We start from the raw sequence: 21,192 nt of genomic DNA on the forward strand, positions 1-21,192 counted from the left end.
ATGAACACGACCACCCAAACGACCGCAACGTCGCCCAGCCCCGCCATGAACTCCACCGCTCGCGCCCTGCTCAAGGAGCACAGCATGACGCTGGGCTACGCCCTGCTGTTCGTCGTGCTGGCCTTCACCGTCGAGAACTTCTTCTCCACGGCCAACATCGCCGGCCTGCTGCTGTCGGTGGCGCAGATCGGCATGGTGGCCTGCACCATGATGTTCTGCCTGGCCTCGCGGGACTTCGACCTGTCCGTCGGCTCCACCATCGCTTTCGCCGGCGTGCTGGGCGCCATGGTGCTGGAGCGCACCGGCAGCATCGGCCTGGCCATCGGCGGCGGGCTGCTGGCCGGCGCGCTGATCGGCGCGGGCAACGGCGTGCTGATCGCCTACCTGCGCGTCAACGCGCTGATCGCCACGCTGGCCACCATGCTGATGGTGCGCGGCATGGCCTTCATCGCCTCGCAAGGCCAGGCGGTGGGCATCGCCGATGAAGGCTTCATCAGCTTCGGCGACACCGTCGTGTTCGGCCTGTCGCTGCCGATCTGGACGACGGCGATCTGCTTCGTCATCTTCGGCGTGCTGCTCAACCACACGGTGTTCGGCCGCAACTCGCTGGCCATCGGCGGCAACCCCGAGGCCGCGCGGCTGGCGGGTGTCAAGGTCGAGCGCCTGCGCGTGTGGATCTTCCTGCTGCAGGGCGTTGTGGCTGCGCTGGCCGGGCTGATCCTGTCGGCCCGCATCACCAGCGGCCAGCCCAACGCGGCCACCGGCTTCGAGCTGGACGTCATCTCCGCCTGCGTGCTGGGCGGCGTGTCGCTGTCGGGCGGCAAGGCGCGCATCTTCGGCGTCGTCATCGGCGTGCTCATCATGGGCACGGTCGAGAACGTCATGAACTTGCTCAATGTGGACGCGTTCTACCAGTACCTCGTGCGCGGCCTGATCCTGCTGGCCGCCGTCCTTTTGGACCAGCTCAAGGCGCGGGGCGAACGCCGCGTATAACGTGCAGCTCCTCGCCCAAGCAAAGCCTTGGGCGGGCGGCGTTGAGCCACAAGCGCATCGGCGCAACGCAGCCAGCGGGCGTGCGGCGCTGTTCGCCAAATTGGTGAAAGCGGCTGTGTGAAAAAGCTGATGAGTTAACGAGGGTTTCGATGAATAGCGAGCGGTCAACTGTTGGGTCGAGGCTTCGTCTGCAAGGCAAGGTCGCGCTCGTGACCGGTTCAAGCCAGGGCATCGGCAAGGCCATCGCCCGACTCTTCGTCGTCGAGGGCGCCAAGGTCATCCTCAACGGCCTGACCGCCGATGCCGCGAGCGATGCGCTCATCGCCGAGCTGGGTGAAGACAACGCCCTCTACATCGCCGCCGACATCGCCGACGAGGCCGCCGTGCAGGCCATGGCCGCGCGCGGCGCCGAGCGCTTCGGGCCGATCAACGTGATCATCAACAACGCCGACATCGACGTCTTCGCCGAGCCGCTGGAGATGACCAGCGCGCAGTGGCAGCGCTGTTTCGCGGTCGACGTGGACGGCGCGCTGCATTGCTGCCGCGCCGTGCTGCCCGGCATGCTCGCCGGTGGCGGCGGCAGCATCGTCAACGTCGCCTCCGTGCACGGTCACCGCATCATCCCCAACGCCTTCCCCTACCCGGTGGCCAAGCACGCGCTGATCGGCATGACGAAGGCGCTGGGCATCCAGTACGCGGCCCACAACGTGCGGGTCAACTCGATCTCGCCCGGCCTCATCCTGTCCGAGCGCGTCGTGCAATGGCTGGACGGCGCGCCGCCCGAAGTGCGCCAGCGCCAGATCGACCTGCTGCCACCGAAGCGCATCGGCGAGCCCATCGAGGTTGCCTACACTGCCCTCTTTCTCGCCAGCGACGAGGCGCGCTTCATCAACGCCACCGACATCCTCATCGATGGCGGCCGCTCGCAGCTCTATCACGAGTAGCTCCTCACCCAGGCATGACGACTGACCTGCGCTCGGATCGCTTCGTCCGCTCCCACCTCAAGACCCGCCAGCTCGTGCTGCTGGTGGAGCTGGGGCGGCACGGCTCGATCCTGCATGCGGCGCAGGGCGCCAACCTGACACAGCCGGCCGCCTCCAAGCTGCTGGCCGACCTGGAGCACGCGCTCGGCGTGAAGCTTTTCGAGCGCCTACCGCGCGGCGTGGCGCCCACCGCGTACGGCGAGGTCATGATCCGTCGCGCCGGCGCTGCGCTGGCCGAGCTGGACGCCGGGCATCAGGAAGTGATGGAGTTGCTGTCCGGCCTGGCCGGCCGCGTGGCCGTGGGTTCGGTGCTGACGCCGTCCACCACGCTGCTGCCGGCGGCAATCGTCGCGCTCAAGGCGCGCCAGCCGCGCGTGCACGTGGCCATCACGGTGGACACCAGCAAGCCGATGATCCAGCAGCTGCAGAACGGCGATCTCGATCTCGTCATCGGCCGCGTGCTGGACAGCGCCTCCGCCGCCCAGCTCAGCTTCGAGCCGCTGACCGACGAGCCTCACGCCCTCATCGTGCGCGCCGGCCACCCCCTGGCGGGCCGCAGTGACCTGAGCCTGCAGGAATTGGCCGGCCAGAGCTGGGTCCTGCCCCCGAGCGGCAGCATCCTGCGGGACCGTCTCACGTCACTGTTCCTGAGCGCCGGGCTGGACCAGCCCCAGCAGGCCGTGGAGACGCTGTCCCTGCCCGTCGTGACCAGCCTGCTCGTGCAGTCCGACATGGTCGTGGCCCTGCCCGAGGAGCTGGTGCGCCCCTATCTCGACGCCGGTCTGCTGACCGTGCTGCCCATCGAACTCGGCCTGCGCATGGATGCCTACGGCATCGTCACGCGGCGCGGCCACCAGCTCTCGCCCGGCGCCGAACTGATGCTGACCTGCCTGCGCGAGGAGGTGGCGGGCCGCACCGAGCGGGTGCCGCGCGGATCCGTCACGGTGCCAGGCGCCACAGAGTGAAACGGTGACCCCTGTTGTCGGGATTGGCAACAGGCTGACCCGTAGCGCCCTGACGGGCGACACACGCCAACGTCACCAATTGCTGGGCCCATTGGGACCTGGTCTGCATGGTGGGCATGCTGTCTATCGGCGTCTTCGCGAGGGCCTGAGCGCCGCCCGCCGGCGTCGCCTCAGCTTCGCCGCGAGCGCGCGGTCCTGAGCGCGTCGTCCAGCGCGTTGATCAGCAGCGCTGGCGACAGCGGTTTGGTCAGGTAGCGGAAAAAGCCCGCCGCCAGGCTGGCCGTGGCCGCCTCGGGCATCGCGTTGGCCGTCAGCGCGATGACCGGGATATGGGCCGTGCGCGGGTCCAGCTTCAGGATGGCCTGAGCCTCGCGTCCGCTCATCGTTGGCATGTTGTTGTCCATCAGGATGACGTCGGGCTGCTCGGCGCGCGCCATCGCCACGCCCGCGCTGCCGTCGTCCGCGGTCAGCAGGCGCAGGTCGGTGCGCGCCCTCAGCAGCTCCTCGACCAGCCGGCGGCTGGCGGGGTTGTCCTCGACGTAGAGCACCGTGGCCAGCGGCGCGCCTGCGCGCGGCAAGGTCAGGCGGGTCAGGTCTCCCCAGTCGGTCTCCACGCGCGGCGCTGCGGGGCTCTCGCTGGCAAGCAGGTCGACCGAGAACACGCTGCCCTCGCCGGGTGTGCTGTGCACGCTGATCTCGCCGCCCATCAACTCGACCAGGCGTTGTGTGACCACCAGGCCGATACCGGTGCCTTGCTCGGGGCCGGCCTCCTGGCCGAGGCGGTTGAAGGGCTGGAAGAGCGCTTCCAGTTGCTTGGGTTGCAGGCCGAGGCCGGTGTCCTGCACGGTGATGCGCACGTGCAGCGGGCCAAGCTGGCCGCAGCTGACACGCACGGAGCCGTTCGGGCGGTTGTACTTGATGGCGTTGCTGACGAGGTTGAGCAGCACCTGCTTGAGCCGCATGCGGTCCGCCAGCGCGACGCAGCCGCTGTGGGTCATGAACTGCGCGGTGATGCCGCGCTGGCCGGCCATCGGCTCGATCATCTTGCGGCAGTCGGCCAGCACGTCGTCCATCTGCACCGGCTCCAGCGACAGCTCCACATGCCCGGCCTCGATGCGCGCCAGGTTGAGGATCTCGTTGATCAACGTCAGCAGATGCTTGCCGGCGCCGACGATGTGCTCGACGAACTCCTGGCGCCGCTCGGGCCGCTGGGTCTGGGCGTCGCCGACGTCGCTGCCCAGCAGTTGGCCGAAACCGATGATGGCGTTCAGCGGCGTGCGCAGCTCGTGGCTCATGCTGGACAGGAACTCCGACTTGGCCCGGTTGGCCTTTTCGGCCGTCGCCGTGGCCAGGCGCAGGTCCTCGTTGGACGCCTCCAGCTGCGCGGTGCGGTCGCGCACGCGTGCCTCCAGCTCCTCGTTCAGGCGCAACACCTCCTGCGTGCGCCGCTCGATCTCGCCGAGCATGCCGTTGAAGGAGTCGGCCAGCGTGCCGACCTCGTCCTGCGTCGCCTTGGGCGCGCGGCGCGAATAGTCCTGGCGCTGCATGACGTCCTGGGCCACGTCGCTGATGGCCAGGATGGGCCGCACCACGACGCGTTGCAGCCGCAGAGACAGCAGCATCGCCACGCCCAGCGCGACCACCGCCACCGCGCCAGCGATGCCGAGGTAGCTCAGCACGCGGTCGTAGAGGGCGTACTCAGCGAGCAGGTGCACGCTGCCGATGAGGCGCCCGTCCTGGCGGATGGTCTGCACGACCACCAGGTCGCCGCCGCTGCGGCGCACGCCCGGTGCCTCCACGCGGGCGGGCAGCACGATGTCGCCGCCCGCAACGGCATAGGTCGCGAAGCGCGCGCCATCGGCGCCGTAGAGCGCAGCGGCTTTGATCCTGGGCTGCAGGCGCAGCAGCGCGAGGTTCTCGCTGGCGACCTTGTGGTCGTCGAACTCCAGTGCCGGTGCCGTGGCGCGGCCGAGCAGCTCGGCCTGCGTCTGCAGGTCGCTCACCCAGCCCTGGTGATAGGCGCGCAGGTCGTAGGCCACCATGGCACTTAGCGCCACGAACAGGGCCACCAGCGACGTCAGCATCGTGACGCCGAGCAGCCTGCGTTGGAGAGAGTGCGTAAACATCGTGTTGTCAGGTCCTATGACCTGCCTTCGACCCGGCGTGCCACGCCCAACAGCCGCACGCTGATCCGGAGGCCGCTTTGCGCGATGGGTGGCAACAGGATGTCGAAGCGCACCTTGTCGTCTACCACGACGAAGTTGATCATGCCCGGCGAGCCACCGGAGTCAAGCTCGGTAACCGTCAGCACCGGCCGGCCCTGCACGGCGGCCATGACCGCGAGCGCTTGGGCCCCCATGGCGCGCGACACGAAGACGACGTGCAGCCCCTCAGGCGCCTCGCCGCGCACCAGCCGCTTCACCTCCACCGGATGCCCTGCCACCGAGGCCGCCGCAGCCGTGCGGCGGAACTCCTCCGCCACCGCGCCGCCGGCCAGTACGCCGATGCGAAACGGCTCGCTCGCAGCGCCCAGGGCCCGGGCCGGCCAGTCGACGTAGTTGCCGAACTTGCAGACGAAGGCAGCCTTGACCTGGTATTCGGCGCTGCCGTCGCCATCGTCGTCGCTGGCGCCCGCGCCGGCCGCGCGCCAGGCAGCCAGCGCGGACAGCAGCAGGGTGCGGCGGGCGAGGGGGGGGAGCAGGGCAGCGGCCATCAGAACCAGCGCATTCGCAACTGCAGGCCGATGCTGCGGCCAATCTCGGTGCGCGTCTCGACCGGGCCGAACTCGCCGTGGCCGCCGTCCAGCAGGTTCTGCGCGGTCAGCGCGATCTCGACGTCAGCGCTCAGCCGCCCGCCGAGCCGCAGGTCGGCCGTCGTGTAGCCCGGCACGGCGGGCGTGCTCAGGGCGCCGACGTGGCGCAGCGTGATGTCGAACTCGGCCTCGCGTGGCAGGTTGAAGGCCGCGCGCAGCCGCCACACCTGGCGCGGCATGGCGCCGTCGGCCGCAGCGACCGAGTCGGCGGTGTCGCGGCTGCCGGCCTTCAGTTGCAGATGCGGGCGCAGCAGCGTCATGCCGGCTTGCAGGCGCATGGCCGGCGTGATCTGCAGCATGCCCCAGGCCTCCAGTCCGCTGACACGGCCGCGCATGCCGTTGCCGAAGTAGACCTGCGCGTTGCTGGGCGCCAGTTCCTGGGTGCGCAAATGGTCGTAACTGCCATGGAAAGCCGTGGCCGCCAGGCTCAGCGCGGGCAGCAGCTGGCCCCGGTAGCCCAGCTCCAGCACCGTGGCCGTCTCGGCACGAAAGCCCGGGCCGCCATTGAGCAGGAAGGGCGCTGTGGCGGGAACGTAGGCGTCGCGGTCCAGCCGCGACGGCGCCCGCACCGTGCGTGCGGCCGAGACCCACCAGAGCTGGTCGGCCGAGACCTTCCAGGCCAGGCGCGCATTCGGCAGAAATTCGGTGCCCGTGTAGTCGTTGCGTTCGGCGCGGGCGCCCAGCGTCAGGCGCAGCGCCTCGGTGAGCGCGATCTCGTCCTGTGCGAACAGGCTGGTCCATGACTGGCTCAGCCGCTCGGGCAGGAAGGCGAATTCCGGCGCGTTGTGGCCCACCTCGTCGCGCGAGCGGCGGTGGTTGAGGCCGACGACGACGGTGTGCGCCGCCGCCGGCCTCAGCGTGTATTGCACCTCCAGGTCGGCGATGAGCAGGCGCTCGTCGAAGGTGGGCGGCGTGACGCGCGTGGTGCGGTCCAGGTAGCCCTGCACGCTGAGTTCGCCGCCGCCAACCGGCTTCTCCCAGCGTGCCAGCAGGTTGGCGCCCGACAGCCGGATGGTGTCCAGCGCGAAGTCCACGCCCGTGACATTGATGCTGCCCGGCAATGGCTGGCCGTGCCGGCCGCGGTAGGCATTGCCCTGCAGCGTGAAGCGGTCGCTCCCGCCACCCCAGTCGGCGCGGAAACCGCCTTGCAGCAGGTGGCCGGCGTCCTCGACGGGCCGGCCATCGGCGGTCTCGGTGTGGCGCTGGGTGGATTGCTTGATGTACAGGCGCATGTCACCGCCGCCGATGGCAAAGCCATGCCGCACGAGGGCGCTGCGCTCCTGGCTGCCGGCGGTCATCGACGCCAGCGTGCCGCGCGTGCCGGCCGCGCTCTTCGTGATGATGTTGATGACGCCATTGACCGCGTTCACGCCCCACAGCGTGCTGCCCGGGCCGCTGCTGACCTCGATGCGCTCGACGTCTTCCAGTGCCACGTCCTGCGCGTCCCAGAACACGCCGGCGAACAGCGGCGTGTAGACGGAGCGGCCGTCGATGAGCACCAGCAACTTGTTGGCCGAGCTGGCGTTGAAGCCGCGCGCGCTGATCGCGTAGTCGCCGCGATAGCCCTCGGCCACATGCAGGTTGGGCGCCAGACGCAGCACCTCGGGCAGGCGCGTGAAGCCACTGCGGCGGATGTCATCGGCGGTGATGACGAACAGCGAGGCGGCGGCGTCGGCCAGGCGCTGCTCGCGCTTGGCCACCGACGTGATCGTCAGGCTGCCGAGTTCCTCAAGGCTGAGGCTGACCAATGCGTCCCGCGCCCGCGCATCGGCCGTCGCTAGCAGGGCGGGTAGTGCGGCTGCAGCCATGCGGCAGAGCCAGCGGAAAGACAGACGCATGCAACCTCCAGGCACTGTCCGTGGGCGCTCGACGATAGCGCAGCACCGTGCTTGGAAACGTCAGATTAGGCACGAAAAGCGGGGTTTGCTAACGCTTGGGTGTGCCGGTCGCTCATCACCGTGGATCTCGCTTGATGGCCCAGATCAGCACACAGACGATCAGCGTCGTGCCGATCAGCACATTACCCACCCACGGGAAATGCTCCAGCCGGCCATCCGCGCCCATGGTGACGATGTGGCCCGACACCAGCGCCGCCAAGCCGCCAGCCAACTGCTGAAGCGCCGCGTTGATGGCCGTGAACGCGCCGCGCTGCTCTGGCGCCGGGATGCCCGTGACGATGACCTGCCAGGGCACCATGCGCGAGAAGATGCCGGCGAACATGACGACGTTGATGACGATCAGCGTTGTCAGCGACGACGGCCCCAGCCGCGTGTAGATCGCCACCATGACGATGGTGATGGCGCTGCCCACGTAGAACACCGGCAGCGGCCCGAGGCGGTCGCTCAGGCGCCCCACCAGCGGCGCGACGAACATCGTGCTGATGCCGGTGACGAGGTAGACGACGGGCAGATGCTGCAGGTCGATGCCGACGTTGTGAACCGAGAAGGCGCTGGCGAACGGCATGATCATGAAGCCGCCCGTCGTCAGCAGCGCGGTGATGGCGAAGGCGTGCAGATGCCGTTTTTGGGCGACGGTGTGCCATAGGTGGCCGAAGGCGCTGCGGTCGTTCTTCAAGGCCAGATGGGCCGTAACGGGCCGCATGCGCCAAGCGATCAGGCCGCCGCCGACAACGCCGAAGGCCACCAGCGCGAAGAACGGCGTGTGCCAGTCCCAGCGTGTGGCGAGGTACAGGCCAAAGGGCAGGCCCAGCACCTGGCTGGCCGCAAAGCCGCCCTGCAGCAGGCCCATGACGCGGCCGCGCAGCGCGGGCTCGAACAGGTCGGCCGCGATGGCCATGACGATGGAGCCGATGACGCCGCCGAACAGGCCGGTGACGATGCGCGCCAGCAGCAACGACTCGAAGCTCGTGGCCAGCCCGCACCACAGCGTGCCGAGCAGGAAGCCGCTGTAGAAGAACAGCAGCAGCCGTTTGCGGTCGAAGCGGTCGGCGAAGCCGGCGGTCAGCAGGCCGGCCGCGCCGGCACTGAAGGCATAGGCCGACACGACGAGGCCGAACTGCTGCGTCGTCATGCCCATCGCCGGCATGATCAGCGCGCCGAGCGGCGACATGATCATGAAGTCCAGGATGACGGCGAACTGCAGCAGCGTCAGCAGCGCGGTGGCGAAGCGTTGGTAGGGCGTGAAGGCCGCAGGCGGCGCGGCTGGCTTGGCGGAGGGTTTGGTTTCGGACATCGGGGCCGTGTTTGCAAAGTTCTGGCGGCAATGTTGCATCAGCTTGTCAAACCGCCGCGTGGCGGCAGCAATTCACGCTTGTCGGCCGGGGCCTCTGTAGCTCAGGCGCCGTCCTACGGGGTCTCGGGCCGGCAACTCACACCCGGTGGCGCGGGTCAGGGAGAAAGTGGCGTCATCCCTAACTGCTAAGGAATCGGTATGAACGCGACCGACTGTCCGCCCCAAATGACCCAAGACCAGCAGCCCGGGGGCAATTTTCTGGTTTGCGTCGTCGGCACGGCCGAAGTGCTCAGCCACTACGCCGACGAGCTGTCTGCGCTGGCGAGCGACGAGGTCAGCCTGATGACCTGGTGCCTTGACGACGACTTCGGCGAGCCGCCCGCAGCGGCCGACTGGGCTGACGGCCTGGTCGTGCTGAACTCCGACGTCTGGGCCGCGCCCACCGGTTGCGCGCGGCTGCAGGCGCTGCTGAAGATGGCCTGGCGCTGCGGCCGCACCGTGGCGCTGTGCGGCGACGCGGTGAACTCGCTCGGCGCGCTGGGCTTTCCGGCCGATGTGCCGGCCGAGGCCGAGGGCCTGTTCCTCTGCCCCGACGGCCCTTGCCATGAGACGCTCAGCGAGTTCCTGGACGCCGTGCACGAACAGCCGCACAGGGGACGTTAGAGCGAGCGGCTGCGTGGCCGTACAGGAACACAGCCACAGAGACACAGAGGCACAGAGAGGATGGTGCTTTCTCTGTGACCTCTGTGCCTCTGTGCCTCTGTGGCTGTACTTTTGAATTGGTGATCAGCCCTTCTTGTCAGGGGCCACCGCCGCGCGCGGATTCAAGCTGCAGTCGACCGGCGGCAGGTCCTCGCCCGGGTCGATGAAGGCCAGCAGCGCAGCCGGCGGTGCCAGCGAACCCAGCGCCAACGCCGCGAGTACGCGGCCGCCCAGGCGCTTGCCTTCCAGCGCCACGCGCGGGTCGGCCAGCGTGCCTTGCACACGCACCGGCGCACGCAGGGTCAGCGGCGAAAAATCCTTGGGTTTGGCAACCAGGCGCAGGTCCAGCGTTTCATTGGCGAGGTTGATGCTGCCGTCCATGTCGATGCGGCTGTCGCGGTTGTCCATGAGGGCGGTGCGCGGGCGTAGCACGCCGGCCACGAAGCGGCCGTCGACTCGCGCGCAATGCAGGGGCAGGTTCTCATCGCCCTTGATCAGAAGGCCCAGGCCCTGGGCAACGTCCAGGCCGATGGCTTCCGTGATCAGGTGCGAGACGCTGCCGTTCTCCACGCGCAGCTGCAGCGGCCCGTTCATGCTGCCGAGCAGTTCGGCGGTGCTGCGGCCCTGGCCCTTCACGTCGAGCTGGGCCTTGAGCTTGCCGGTAATCGGGTGATTCGTCAGCGCCTTCGCGTCGAACTTGATCCATCGCTCCACGGCCAGACCATTGGCATCCAGGCTGGCCTGCCATTGCGGCGGGGAGGGCTGCGTGTCGAGCTTGATCGAACCGGTGATCGCGCCACCCGCCACGCCGGCATTGAGCTGGCTGAACGTGAGCACGCCGCTCTCCAGCACCAGATTGCCGTTGACGGGCCCCAGCGGCTCCAGTCTGGCGGTGCCGAGGTCGAGCTGGCTCAGGGCCACGGTGACGCGGGCGTCCATCGCCTTCAGCGACGGCACGTCGATCGGCCGGTCAGGCAGCACGCGCCCGGGGCGGCTGGGCGGTGCGTCGGTGCCGATGGCGGGGCCCAGGTCGGCCAGGCGCAGCGGGCCGCCGCGCAGCGTGCCGGTCAGCACGGAACGCTGGGCCCGGGTGTCGAAGGCGAAGTCGCCGCCGAGCTGGCTCTTGCCGATGCGCGCACGGATGGCGCCGAGCTGCCACAGGCCCGCCGCGTGCTGCAGCCGGCCGGCGAGGTCGAATGGCGGCGTGTTGGGCAGCGTCACGCCAAACGGCTTGCCCACGGCGGCGAGGGTGTTGCCCCGCACGTGCAGTTGGCCGTCCAGCGCGCGGGCATCGAGCAACGACGCAGCGGTGCCGTTGAACTCGACGCGTTCGCTGCCCTGGCTCAGCGCCACTCGCAGCTTTACCGGCGGCGTGCCGGCGTCGGGTGGCGACAGCAGGGCCAGGCCGGCATCGGCCTGGGCGTTCAATGTCAGTTGCTGGCCGCGCAACTTGCCTTTGACGTCGGCCTTCCATTGGCCATCGGCCTCGGTCGCGAAGCGGGCGTCGCCAGCCAGTTGCAACGGCGCGTCGTCGATGTGCGCCGTGCCGTTGTGAATGATGAGCTGCTCGATCTGCGGCAGCGGCGCCGGCTTCTTGGCGTCGGCGTCGGCCTGCACCGGCCAGGCCGTGCGGCCGTCGGCGTCGCGCTCCCAGGTCAGCGACAGGGATTGCGCCTGGACGGTGCGAAGCCGCAGCGGCTCACCGTGGCGCCAGTCCCAGATATCGCCCCAGTGCCAGGCCAGCAGCACCTCGTGGGCGTCGGCCAGCGTGTCGCCCTGAGTGCTCACGACGCGCAGCTGCGGCGCTTCCAGCCGAGGCTTCCAGAACAGGTGAAGGCGCGTGTCGGGGTCGACCTTCAACCCGTAGTTGGTGCGTTGGGCCAGCCGGGTCGCGAGACCGGGCCAGCCTGCTTGGTCGAGTGCCACCACCGTGGCCACCCCGGCCACAACGAGCACACCAGCGATGACGAGGCCTGTCTTTTTCATGCCTTTGATAGTCCCCAGTCACGCGCGTCGTGCGGGTGGGACGTTGGCGCCGGAGGGTGTAGGACTCGGAGCTGTCGGCGTGGTCCGACATGCAATCGGCACCTGGGCTGAAATTCAAATCAAGCCGTGGCGTCCAAAGTGGAGTTGCCGGCCCTCTAGGCCTGATTTCGCAACAGCCCCGAAAGGACGACCATGAAGCACACCCACACCCCCACCCGATTGCCCCTGCTCGCCGCCCTGGCCATCGCCGCCGCGCTAACCGCCTGCGGCAAGCACAACGAGGACGAGCGCACGGCAGGCCAACGCCTGGACGGCGCCATTTCCGAGGCCAAGCAGTCCGCGCAGGAAACCAAGCAGGACGCCAAGCAGGCCATGACTGAGGCTGAACAGTCGGCTGCGCGCGCCGTCGACAAGACCGCCGAGGTTTCGGGCGACGTGACCATCACGGCCAAGGTCAATGCCGCCCTGGTGGCCGACGACAAGCTCAAGGCCACGCAGATCAATGTCGACACACAGGCCGGCCAGGTCACGCTGACCGGCCAGGCGCCGGACGCGCAATCGCGTGAACGTGCCACGATCCTGGCTTCGGCTGTCGACGGCGTGAAGCACGTCAATAACCAACTCGTGGTTGGCAAGAACGGCTGATCGCCGCTTTCCCCCCCGGAAGGCGCCCTTGAGGCGCCTTTTTCACGTGGCTCGGCATGGGTGTTCCCGCAGCGGTGCGGGTGGGGTTCGCCGATAGGATGAGCCCCCCACACCGCACGCCGCCATGGACTTCACGATCGCCGCCATCCTCGGCCTCGACGGCCTGACCAACGGGGCCATCTACGCCCTCGTTGCGCTGGCCCTGGTGCTCGTCTTCTCGGTCACCCGCGTCATCTTCATCCCGCAGGGCGAGTTCGTCGCCTTCGGCGCGCTGACGCTGGCGTCTCTGCAGATGGGCAAGGCGCCGGGCACCGTCTGGCTGCTGCTGCTGATGGCCGTGGCGGTGGCGGTGCTCGACCTGGTGCAGGGACTGCGCGAACGCTGGCGGCCATCTCGCATCTTCATCAGTCTGCTCCAGACCTTGAGCTTCCCGTGCGTCGTCGCCGCCATGGCGCCGATGTTCGTGCGGCAGCAGCATGCGCTGATCGTGCAGGTGCTGGCCACGCTGACCATCGTCACCTGCATGGGCCCGCTGCTCTACCGCCTCGCCTACCGCGCGCTGTCCGGCGCCAGCGTGCTGACGCTGCTCATCGTCTCGGTCGGCGTGCACTTCGCGCTGACCGGCGTCGGCCTCGTCTTCTTCGGCGCCGAGGGCTACCGCACGCCGGCCTTCTGGGAGGCGCGCTTCGACGTCGGCCCGCTCACCTTCACGGGGCAGACGCTGATCATCTTCGGCGCGTCCATCGTGCTGCTGCTGGCGATGTTCGTCTTCTTCGAGCGCACGCTGATGGGCAAGGCGCTCAAAGCCACGTCGGTCAATCGAACGGGTGCACGGCTGATGGGCATCTCCGGCGACGCGGCCGGCAGCCTGAGCTTCACCATGGCCGCCTTCATTGGCGCGCTGTCGGGCCTGCTGATCTCGCCGTCCACGACGATCTATTACGACACCGGCTTCCTGATCGGCCTGAAAGGCTTCGTCGCGGCGGTTTTCGGTGGGTTGGCCAGCTTCCCGATGGCCCTGGCGGGTGCCATCGGCATCGGGCTCATCGAGAGCTTCGGCTCCTTCTGGGCCAGCGCTTTCAAGGAGGTCATCGTGTTCACGGTGATCCTGCCCATCCTCCTCTGGCGGTCGTTCGTCGACCCGCACCACGAGGAGCATTGACGCGATGAACCGCACTCACTTGTCGGTGGCCGTCGCCGTCCTGCTTCTTGTGCTGCCCTTCGCCCCGGTGCCGGACTTCTGGATCACGCAGCTCAACTACATTGGCCTGTTCTCCCTTGTCGTGCTCGGCCTCGTGCTGCTCACGGGCGTGGGCGGCCTCACGTCGTTCGGGCAGGCGGCCTTTGCCGGCATCGGCGCCTACGCCACGGCGTATCTATCGACGACGCTGGGCCTGTCGCCCTGGCTCGGCCTGGTCGCCGGCTTGGGCCTGACGCTCGTGCTGGCCCTCGTCATCGGCCTGCTGACGCTGCGCATGTCCGGCCACTACCTGCCGCTGGCCACCATCTGCTGGTGCCTGGCGCTGTTCTATCTCGTCGGCAACCTGGAGGCGCTCGGCAAATACGACGGCCTGCTCGGTCTGCCGGCAATCACCATCGGCGACTTCAGCTTCCAGAGCGAGCGTCGCATCTATCTGCTGATCTGGCTGGCTGCGCTGCTGGCCGCTTTAGGCGTGACGCGGCTGCTGGACTCGCGGCCGGGCCGCATCATGCGCGCCCTCAATGGCAACCGCGGTGGCGGTGCCACGATGCCCGAGGCGATGGGCGCGTCCACCTTCCGCTACAAGCTGACGATGTTCGTCATCGCGGCGCTGCTGGCGTCCGTTTCGGGCTGGCTCTACGCCCACATGCAGCGCAGCGTGAACCCGTCGCCCTTCGGCATCAAGTTCGGCATCGAGTACCTCTTCATGGCCGTGCTGGGCGGCATAGCCACCGTGGGCGGCGCCTTCACCGGTGCGGCGCTGGTGAAGCTGGCGGAGGATCAGCTCAAGGTCTGGCTGCCGCTCGTCTTCGGCGGCTCGGGCAACTACGAAATCATCGTGTTTGGCGTTGTCCTCGTGCTGGTGCTGCGCTTCGCGCCGGACGGGCTGTGGCCGCTCATTTCGCGCTGGCTGCCGGGCGCAGGCAGCCGCGCCGTGGACGAAAGCGCGCCTGCCTTGAGCGAGCGCAAGCACCCGGAGCGCGGCGCGCCGCTGCTGGACGTGCGCGCCATCCGGAAGACCTTCGGCGGCTTGGTGGCCGTCAACGACATCAGCTTCGCCATCCGCGCGGGCGACATCGTCGGCCTGATCGGCCCGAACGGCGCGGGCAAGAGCACCACGTTCAACCTCGTCTCCGGCGTGCTGCCACTGACGTCGGGCGAAGTTGAGTTGCTGGGCCAGCGCATCAACGGCCGCAGCAGCCGCGAGATCGCCCGCGCCGGCCTGTCGCGCACCTTCCAGCACGTCAAGCTGGTGCCCGACATGACGGTGCTGGAGAACGTCGTGTTAGGAACCTATCTGCGCACCAAGAGCGGCACGTTGCGCGCCATGCTGCGGCTGGACCGCGCCGAGGAGGCGCAGGCATTGGCTGAGTCCATGCGCCAACTGCGCCGCATCGGCCTGTCCGAGCACGCCCACGAGCTTGCCGGCAACCTGGCGCTGGGCCCCCAGCGCCTCGTCGAGATCGCCCGAGCCCTGGCCAGCGACCCCTCGCTGCTGCTGCTGGACGAACCCGCCGCCGGCCTGCGTCACAAGGAGAAGGAAGCGCTGGCCGAGGTGCTGAAGCAGTTGAAGGCCGAGGGCCTGTCGCTGCTGCTGGTGGAGCACGACATGGACTTCGTCATGAAGCTCACCGACCGCATCGTCGTCATGGAGTTCGGCCGCTGGCTGATGGAAGGCACGCCCGCCGAAGTGCAGGCCAGCCCGGCGGTGCGGGCGGCTTACCTGGGGGCGGACGAATGAGTGCTCTCCTGGAAGTGAGGGAACTGCACGCCGGCTACGGCCGAGCCGAGGTACTGCATGGCTTGAGCTTCAGCGCGGCCGAGAAGAGCGTCGTCACCGTCATCGGCCCCAATGGCGCCGGCAAGTCCACGCTGCTCGGCGCGCTGATGGGCCTGATCCCGTCGCGCATTGGCACGCTGCGCTTTGCGGGTGAGGACATCGCCCGGCTGACGCTCGAAGAGCGCGTTATGGCCGGCCTGGCCCTGGTGCCCGAGAAGCGCGAACTGTTCGGCACGATGACGGTGGAAGACAACCTGCTGCTCGGCGGCTGGCGGCCCCGCAAGCTCGGCGACAAGCGCTGGCGCGACGGGCTGGACAGCGTCTACACGCGCTTCCCGCGCCTGAAGGAACGCCGCGCGCAGCAGGCTGGCACGCTGTCTGGCGGCGAGCGCCAGATGCTCGCCCTGGGCCGCGCACTGATGGGGCAGCCGAAGCTGCTCATGCTGGACGAACCCAGCCTGGGCCTGGCGCCCCTGATCGTGCGCGAGATCTTCGCCATCGTCGAAAGCTTGCGTGCCAGCGGCGTGACCATCCTGCTGGTTGAGCAGAACGCCCGAGCGGCGCTGCGTGTGGCCGATCACGGGTATGTGCTGGAGACGGGGGAGTTCGGGCTGAGCGGGCCGGCGGATCGGTTGGCGGCGGACCCGAGGGTCATTGAGACGTATCTCGGCGCTGGCCGGAAGGAGTGACCGTTGGCAACCCTCCTCAAAGCTGAGCGCGCCGACATCACGAAGCTGGTCGTTGACGTCATCGTCAATGCGGCCAATTCATCGCTGCTCGGTGGCGGAGGTGTGGACGGTGCGATCCACCGCGCGGCGGGGCCGAACCTGGTGCACGAATGCCGCTTGCTTGGCGGCTGCAAACCCGGTGAAGCCAAGCTCACCAAAGGCTATCGCCTGCCGGCTCAGTACATCGTCCATACCGTCGGCCCGGTGTGGCGTGGCGGCGCGCATGGCGAGGCCGAACTCTTGGCCTCCTGCTATCGGAATAGCTTGAGACTGGCCGCCGGCCAGCAGGCGGCGACAGTGGCTTTTCCCAGCATCAGCACCGGCATCTTCGGTTACCCGATTGAGCAGGCGGCGCGTGTGGCCATCGAGACCGTGCGCGCTCAAGCTGCATCGCACAGCAGCATCCAGCAAGTCATCTTCTGCTGCTTCTCGGCGGAAGACCTGCAAGCCTATGAACGGTTACTTGCTTTGCCCTGAGGCTTGACCCACATCGCCTTCACGCTGTTGATGTTGGGGCGCGCACCTGACCCCAACCGATGGGCTGCCAAATCAGCCGCCCGGTGCCAAGAACCGGATCGAGCGCAGCCGTGTAGGGCGGGTCGCGACCCGCCAACTGCCGTCGCAGGATGCAGGTCGTTTCAGCGATGCCTTCTTTGTGGCGAGTACGGTTGCCGGGAGTCCGCCCCGCCGCCGGGCGGGACTCCCGGCAATGCCGCGAGCCGCAAGGACAAGCGCAATAGCAAGCCATGTAGCCATGTGCATCCAGCCCGTACTCGAGCGCCTGGCGCAGCAGTACCCCGGCGTCACGAGGGTGGGCTTTCAGGCGCGCGCAATTGCCGGATCGCCGACGCCTGGGCCGTGGGGTCGTGGCGCACCTTGCTGGCCGGCCCGCCTTGATGCGGGGCACCCCAAGTCAGCCGCGTGCCCAGACCAGCAGCTTGTTGTTGGCCGGCATGTCCAGCCGCTCGCTCAGCGTCAGGCCTGCCGCAGCAGCCTCGGTGGCAACGTCGGCCAGCCGGCGGATGCCCCAGCCGGGATTGCGCGTGCGGAGGTCGGCGTCGAACGCGAGGTTGCTCGGCGCCGTCGGCTCGTCGTCGAGCAGATAGGGGCCGTAGGTGATGAGCAAGCCGTTCGGCGCCAGATGCCGCGCGGCACCCCGCATCAGCCCGGCCGTACAGGCCCACGGCGCGATGTGGATCATGTTGGCGCAGTAGATGGCGTCCACCGGCGCCGACACGCCGGGCCAGGGGGCGTCCAGCACATCCAGCGTGATGGGCGGGCGCACGCGATCCAGGCCGTCGCACCAGGCGGCGATGGAGGGCAGGGCGCCAGCTTCGAAATCGCTGGGCTGCCACTGCCAGCCGGGCAGGCCGGCGCTGAAAAAGGCGGCGTGCTGGCCGGTGCCGCTGGCGATCTCCAGCATCACGCCCGTGGCTGGCAGCAGCCGCTGCAACGCGGCGAGGATGGGTGGGCCGTTGCGTTCGGCGGCGGGGCTGTGGCGGAGGTGGTCCATGGCCGGCATTAGAGCCGCCCATGCGGCCTGTTCAGACGGCCGGGTCAGGCGAGGCGCCTCACTGGAGGCGATGTCAGCCTCGTTGGAGGCCTGCCCGACGCCGCGCGCCTGACGTTACTCGTCCGCGTTCTTGAACGCGAACTCGATGGCGACCTCGCGGGGCGCCGCGATGGGCTCGAAGCGCCATTGCTTGACGGCTTCGATCGCTGCGGTGCCCAGCCGGCTGTGGCTGCTCGCGAGCGCCTCGGCCTTGCTGACCGAGCCGTCGGGTGCCACGGTGAACTTCACGCGGGCAAAGCCGTCGCGGAAGTTCTGCTGCTGCAGCTGCCGCGGGATGCCCGGGTTGACGCGGGACAGCAGCTTGAGCGGCAGCTCGGCCTCTTCAACAGGCGGGGGCGGCGGCTCCACGGCGCGCGCGGCGACGGCCATGGGCGCCACCGGCGCGGGCGGGGGCGAGGCGATGGCCAGCAGCGCGGGCGCCGCGCGTTCGGGCTTGGGCTCGGGTTCAGGGAGCGCAGCAGTGCGGGCCCGGGCCACGACCGGTTCGGGCAAGGCGGCCGGCGCTGGCGCGGGGGCCGGCCTGGGTGCAGCGGCGACGGCGGCGGGCGTGGGGGTGGGGGTGGGCGTGGGCTTGCGGGGTGCCGGTGCGGGCGCCACGGCCGGCGCGGCTGCGGGAGGCGGTGCGGGCGACGCCGTCTGGCGGCTGGCACCCTTGTCGCCGTTGAGCTTGATCCAGTGGAAGACGGCGTCAGCGGCCTTCTGCGCGCGCTCCAGGCTCTTGTCGGCCTGGGGCGCTTCCGTTTGCGCCATGGCCAACTGGCCGAGCATCAGCAGGGTGGCCGCGATGGCGGTCAGCTTGGGCGTTAGGGTGGTGAGCAGTCCAGGAGGCATGTCAGATCCGCGAAGACGGGTGAAGGGGGCCGACGCACGATCCGTGCGCCCGCACTCTAGTCAAGCGCGAACGTGGCGGCAGCGGGTAGCTGCCCCGAAACGTGCAATTTGAAGCGTTATTGCTGCAAGCTTCATGCCGGGCCAAGCAGGCTGCGGCAGCGCTTCTCGTGCTGGCGGATCTCGGCGAGCGTCACCTCGATGTCGTGGCGCTGCTGTTCCAGTTGCTCGCGGTGCCGCGCCAGGATGGCCAGGAAAGCCTGCAGCTGGGGCGCGGCGCTGGCCTGGCTGTCGTACATGTCGACGAGCTGCTTGATCTCCTGCAGCGCCAGTCCCAGCCGCTTGCCGCGCAGCGTCAGCTTCAGCCGTGTGCGGTCGCGCGGTGTGTAGACGCGGTTGCGGCCTTTGCGGCCGGGCTCCAGCAGGCCCATGTCCTCGTAGAAGCGGATGGCGCGCGGCGTGATGTCGAACTCGGCAGCCAGCTCGGTGATCGTGAAGGTGGTTTCGGTCGCAGCGGCGACATGTTTGCGGGAGGGCATGGCTAAACTTGGTTGACGTTAACGTCAGTCTAGAACGGCCATGGGCAATCCAAGAGAGTCTGAACTTCACTACCCCTTGGGCGAAACCCTGCCCCAGCCCGGGGAGGCGCTGGACCTGGCGCCCGGCCTGCGCTGGGTGCGCATGGGCCTGCCCTTCGCGCTGGACCACATCAACCTGTGGCTGCTGCGCGACCGCATCGATGGTCGCGAGGGCTGGACCATCGTCGACTGCGGCATCTCCAGCGACGACACGCGGGCGAACTGGGAGAAGGTGTTCGCTGAAGCGCTGGACGGGCTGCCGGTGCTGCGCGTGATCGCCACGCACTTCCATCCGGACCATCTCGGCCTGGCGCACTGGCTGACCGAGCGCTGGAACTGCAGGCTCTGGATGAGCGCGACGGACTACAACCTTGCCCGGCTGGCGAGCGGCTCGACGGTGGGCATGGGCGGCGCCACGGCGGCCGCCTTCTTCGGCAGCCACGGCCTGAGCGACGAAGACTCGCTGGCCAAGATCCGCGACCGTGCCGACTACTACCCCAAGATGGTGCCCGTCGTGCCGTCCAGCTACCGGCGCTTGATGGACGGCGCCGAGGTCGAGATCGGCGGGCGCCTCTGGCGCTGCATTGCCGGCTACGGCCACGCGCCGGAGCACATGAGCCTGTCCTGCGCTGATGCGGAGGGCACCAAGCTGCTGATCTCCGGCGACATGGTGTTGCCGCGCATCTCGACGAACGTGTCCGTCGTCGACGTCGAGCCCGAGGCCGATCCGCTGACGCTGTACCTGAACTCACTCACCCGCTACCTCGACCTGGCCGAAGACACGCTGGTGCTGCCCTCGCACGGCAAGCCCTTCACCGGCCTGCACGCGCGCATCGACCAGTTGCGCGAGCACCACGACGAGCGGCTGGCCGAGGTGGTGGCCGCCTGCCGCGCCGAGCCGACGCATGCGGCGGGGCTGCTGCCCGTGCTGTTCAAGCGCAAGCTGGACCTGCACCAGACCACGTTCGCCATGGGCGAGGCGATCGCCCACCTGCACGCGCTGTGGCTGAAGGGTGAACTCAGACGCGAGCTGGGCGCCGACGGCGTCTACCGCTTCGTGGCGAGCTGATCAGCACCCCGCCAAAAGAAAAGCCGCCGCAGGATGCCCAGCGGCGGCGTTTCGGCCTTCTAGCGGTACCTTCCTCCCTCACTCACCGGATCGAGCCGGCTTCCGGTACCTGTGGTGACAGCGTTCGACACGAAGTGTTGCTGAACGTGTCTGCAAGCGGAGTACGCCCGAGCGGGAATATTCACCAGCAAACGATGGCAGCGTGGGGCTGTCGGGCCGAGCGCCGGGCCGCTCCCAAGCCGGCCCGCCTAGCGATGTGCTTGCCGGTCAATCCGGCAAGCATCGCCGTCCCCTAGGGGGACCGACCAGTCTGGCCGCGTTCAGCGAAGCCAGACTGGGCGAGGGGCTCACTGAACCACGATGGATTCCTCGCGCAGCGCCTCGCGGGAGCGCTCGAAATCGGGCAGCACGGAACGCACCGTGTCCCAGAACGCCGAGCTGTGGTTCATCTCGCGCAGGTGGGCCAGTTCGTGGGCGACGACGTAATCGATGATGGCCGGCGCGAAGTGGATGAGGCGCCAGTTCAGGCGTATCGAACCATCCGCGCTGGCGCTGCCCCAGCGCGTCTGCGCGGACGACAGCCGCAGCGACTTCATCGCCACATCCAGCCGCTCGGCAAACAGCCGGCAGCGCGGCAGGAAGTCTTCCTTGGCACGCGCCTGCAGCCAGGACTGGCTCAGGTCGCGGATCTGCTCAGACGTGGCCTCCAGCGGCAGCGGCAGGCGCAGCTCGCGCGTGGTGGCATCCCACACGACCTCGCGTTCGCCGGGCGCCACCACCAGCGTCAGCGGCTGGCCGAGGTAGGGCAGGCGGCCGCCGTTCATCCAGTCGATGCGGGCGGCCTGCATACGCTGCTGGCGCTCGCGCTGCTCGACGATCTTGCGCAGGATCCAGTCGCCCTTGTGATGCAGGGCGCGCTCGATCTCGGCAATCGGCACCCAGCGCGGCGCACTGACGCGCAGGCCCTGCGGCCCGACGACGAAACCGATGGAGCGCCGCCGCGCGCGCTTGAGCTCATAGCCCACGCGGTGCTGGCCCAGCCACATTTCGCGCCGCGATTTCGCTGCGCCGGGTTCGGCGGGCGCAACGTCGGCCTCGGCGTCGAACAGCGCTAACTGGCTGTCCTGCAGAAGTGGGGCCGGGCGCTTCGCGGGCAT

At 68.9% G+C, this 21,192-nt stretch carries 19 protein-coding genes; 10 read left to right on the forward strand and 9 right to left on the reverse strand.

Going from position 1 to position 21,192, the window contains the following annotated elements:
- The 3 genes from araH (at position 1) to ABIS05_RS04545 (ending at position 2,941) form a co-directional block, all read left to right on the forward strand.
- Positions 1–993, forward strand: a complete 993-nt coding sequence (gene araH / locus ABIS05_RS04535; RefSeq protein WP_348011842.1) for an L-arabinose ABC transporter permease AraH — start codon at positions 1–3, stop codon at positions 991–993.
- 149 nt (positions 994–1,142) lie between these two features.
- On the forward strand, positions 1,143–1,937 hold the full coding sequence (locus ABIS05_RS04540; RefSeq protein WP_348011843.1) for an SDR family oxidoreductase: 795 nt from the start codon (positions 1,143–1,145) through the stop codon (positions 1,935–1,937).
- Between the two features lie 14 nt (positions 1,938–1,951).
- Entirely contained in the window at positions 1,952–2,941 is a 990-nt protein-coding gene (locus ABIS05_RS04545) for a LysR family transcriptional regulator (protein WP_348011844.1), read from the forward strand.
- A gap of 170 nt (positions 2,942–3,111) precedes the next feature.
- On the opposite strand, the gene ABIS05_RS04550 is transcribed toward ABIS05_RS04545, so the two are convergent.
- From ABIS05_RS04550 to ABIS05_RS04565, 4 genes are all read right to left on the reverse strand, one after another.
- Complete coding sequence (locus ABIS05_RS04550) at positions 3,112–5,067, reverse strand: ATP-binding protein (RefSeq protein ID WP_348011845.1); 1,956 nt, start codon at positions 5,065–5,067, stop codon at positions 3,112–3,114.
- A 14-nt stretch (positions 5,068–5,081) separates the two neighbouring features.
- Entirely contained in the window at positions 5,082–5,654 is a 573-nt protein-coding gene (locus ABIS05_RS04555) for a YfiR family protein (RefSeq protein ID WP_348011846.1), read from the reverse strand.
- Positions 5,654–7,591 carry a TonB-dependent receptor gene (locus tag ABIS05_RS04560; protein ID WP_348011847.1) on the reverse strand — a complete coding sequence of 646 codons (1,938 nt, stop codon included), beginning with the start codon at positions 7,589–7,591 and terminating at the stop codon, positions 5,654–5,656. Before ABIS05_RS04560 ends, ABIS05_RS04555 begins: the two co-directional genes overlap by 1 nt.
- 115 nt (positions 7,592–7,706) lie before the next feature.
- Positions 7,707–8,945 carry an MFS transporter gene (locus tag ABIS05_RS04565; RefSeq protein WP_348011848.1) on the reverse strand — a complete coding sequence of 413 codons (1,239 nt, stop codon included), beginning with the start codon at positions 8,943–8,945 and terminating at the stop codon, positions 7,707–7,709.
- A gap of 225 nt (positions 8,946–9,170) precedes the next feature.
- Between ABIS05_RS04565 and ABIS05_RS04570 the strand changes: the two genes are divergently transcribed.
- Positions 9,171–9,608, forward strand: a complete 438-nt coding sequence (locus ABIS05_RS04570) for a hypothetical protein (RefSeq protein WP_348011849.1) — start codon at positions 9,171–9,173, stop codon at positions 9,606–9,608.
- Positions 9,609–9,731: 123 nt separating this feature from the next.
- Here ABIS05_RS04570 and ABIS05_RS04575 read toward each other — a convergent pair whose 3' ends face one another.
- The gene (locus tag ABIS05_RS04575) at positions 9,732–11,633 is read right to left on the reverse strand and encodes an AsmA family protein (protein WP_348011850.1); all 1,902 of its coding nucleotides are present in this window, start codon (positions 11,631–11,633) and stop codon (positions 9,732–9,734) included.
- A gap of 192 nt (positions 11,634–11,825) precedes the next feature.
- Between ABIS05_RS04575 and ABIS05_RS04580 the strand changes: the two genes are divergently transcribed.
- The 5 genes from ABIS05_RS04580 (at position 11,826) to ABIS05_RS04600 (ending at position 16,464) form a co-directional block, all read left to right on the forward strand.
- Positions 11,826–12,278, forward strand: coding sequence for a BON domain-containing protein (locus tag ABIS05_RS04580; protein WP_348011851.1), 453 nt, complete (start codon positions 11,826–11,828; stop codon positions 12,276–12,278).
- A gap of 124 nt (positions 12,279–12,402) precedes the next feature.
- Positions 12,403–13,440 (forward strand): branched-chain amino acid ABC transporter permease, encoded by a 1,038-nt coding sequence (locus ABIS05_RS04585; protein WP_348011852.1) that lies wholly within the window; start codon positions 12,403–12,405, stop codon positions 13,438–13,440.
- A 4-nt stretch (positions 13,441–13,444) separates the two neighbouring features.
- Complete coding sequence (locus tag ABIS05_RS04590) at positions 13,445–15,220, forward strand: branched-chain amino acid ABC transporter ATP-binding protein/permease (RefSeq protein ID WP_348011853.1); 1,776 nt, start codon at positions 13,445–13,447, stop codon at positions 15,218–15,220.
- On the forward strand, positions 15,217–15,948 hold the full coding sequence (locus ABIS05_RS04595; protein ID WP_348011854.1) for an ABC transporter ATP-binding protein: 732 nt from the start codon (positions 15,217–15,219) through the stop codon (positions 15,946–15,948). The genes ABIS05_RS04590 and ABIS05_RS04595 overlap by 4 nt, the downstream gene beginning before the upstream one ends.
- A gap of 3 nt (positions 15,949–15,951) precedes the next feature.
- Complete coding sequence (locus ABIS05_RS04600; protein WP_348011855.1) at positions 15,952–16,464, forward strand: O-acetyl-ADP-ribose deacetylase; 513 nt, start codon at positions 15,952–15,954, stop codon at positions 16,462–16,464.
- Positions 16,465–16,900: 436 nt separating this feature from the next.
- Here the strand turns inward: ABIS05_RS04600 and ABIS05_RS04605 are convergent, their stop codons facing one another.
- The 3 genes from ABIS05_RS04605 to ABIS05_RS04615 all read right to left on the reverse strand — a co-directional run bounded on the left by ABIS05_RS04605 (position 16,901) and on the right by ABIS05_RS04615 (position 18,927).
- Positions 16,901–17,500: a DUF938 domain-containing protein gene (locus ABIS05_RS04605; RefSeq protein ID WP_348011856.1), complete on the reverse strand. Its 600-nt coding sequence runs from the start codon at positions 17,498–17,500 to the stop codon at positions 16,901–16,903.
- 114 nt (positions 17,501–17,614) lie between these two features.
- Complete coding sequence (locus tag ABIS05_RS04610) at positions 17,615–18,391, reverse strand: TonB family protein (RefSeq protein WP_348011857.1); 777 nt, start codon at positions 18,389–18,391, stop codon at positions 17,615–17,617.
- 131 nt (positions 18,392–18,522) lie between these two features.
- Positions 18,523–18,927 (reverse strand): MerR family DNA-binding transcriptional regulator, encoded by a 405-nt coding sequence (locus ABIS05_RS04615; RefSeq protein ID WP_348011858.1) that lies wholly within the window; start codon positions 18,925–18,927, stop codon positions 18,523–18,525.
- Positions 18,928–18,967: 40 nt separating this feature from the next.
- On the opposite strand from ABIS05_RS04615, the gene ABIS05_RS04620 reads away from it, so the two are divergent.
- Positions 18,968–20,035 (forward strand): MBL fold metallo-hydrolase, encoded by a 1,068-nt coding sequence (locus ABIS05_RS04620; RefSeq protein WP_348011859.1) that lies wholly within the window; start codon positions 18,968–18,970, stop codon positions 20,033–20,035.
- Positions 20,036–20,382: 347 nt separating this feature from the next.
- Here ABIS05_RS04620 and ABIS05_RS04625 read toward each other — a convergent pair whose 3' ends face one another.
- Positions 20,383–21,192: a SprT family zinc-dependent metalloprotease gene (locus tag ABIS05_RS04625; protein ID WP_348011860.1), complete on the reverse strand. Its 810-nt coding sequence runs from the start codon at positions 21,190–21,192 to the stop codon at positions 20,383–20,385.

It is taken from the genome of Roseateles sp. (genome assembly GCF_039929605.1).
Classification (GTDB): domain Bacteria; phylum Pseudomonadota; class Gammaproteobacteria; order Burkholderiales; family Burkholderiaceae_C; genus Pelomonas.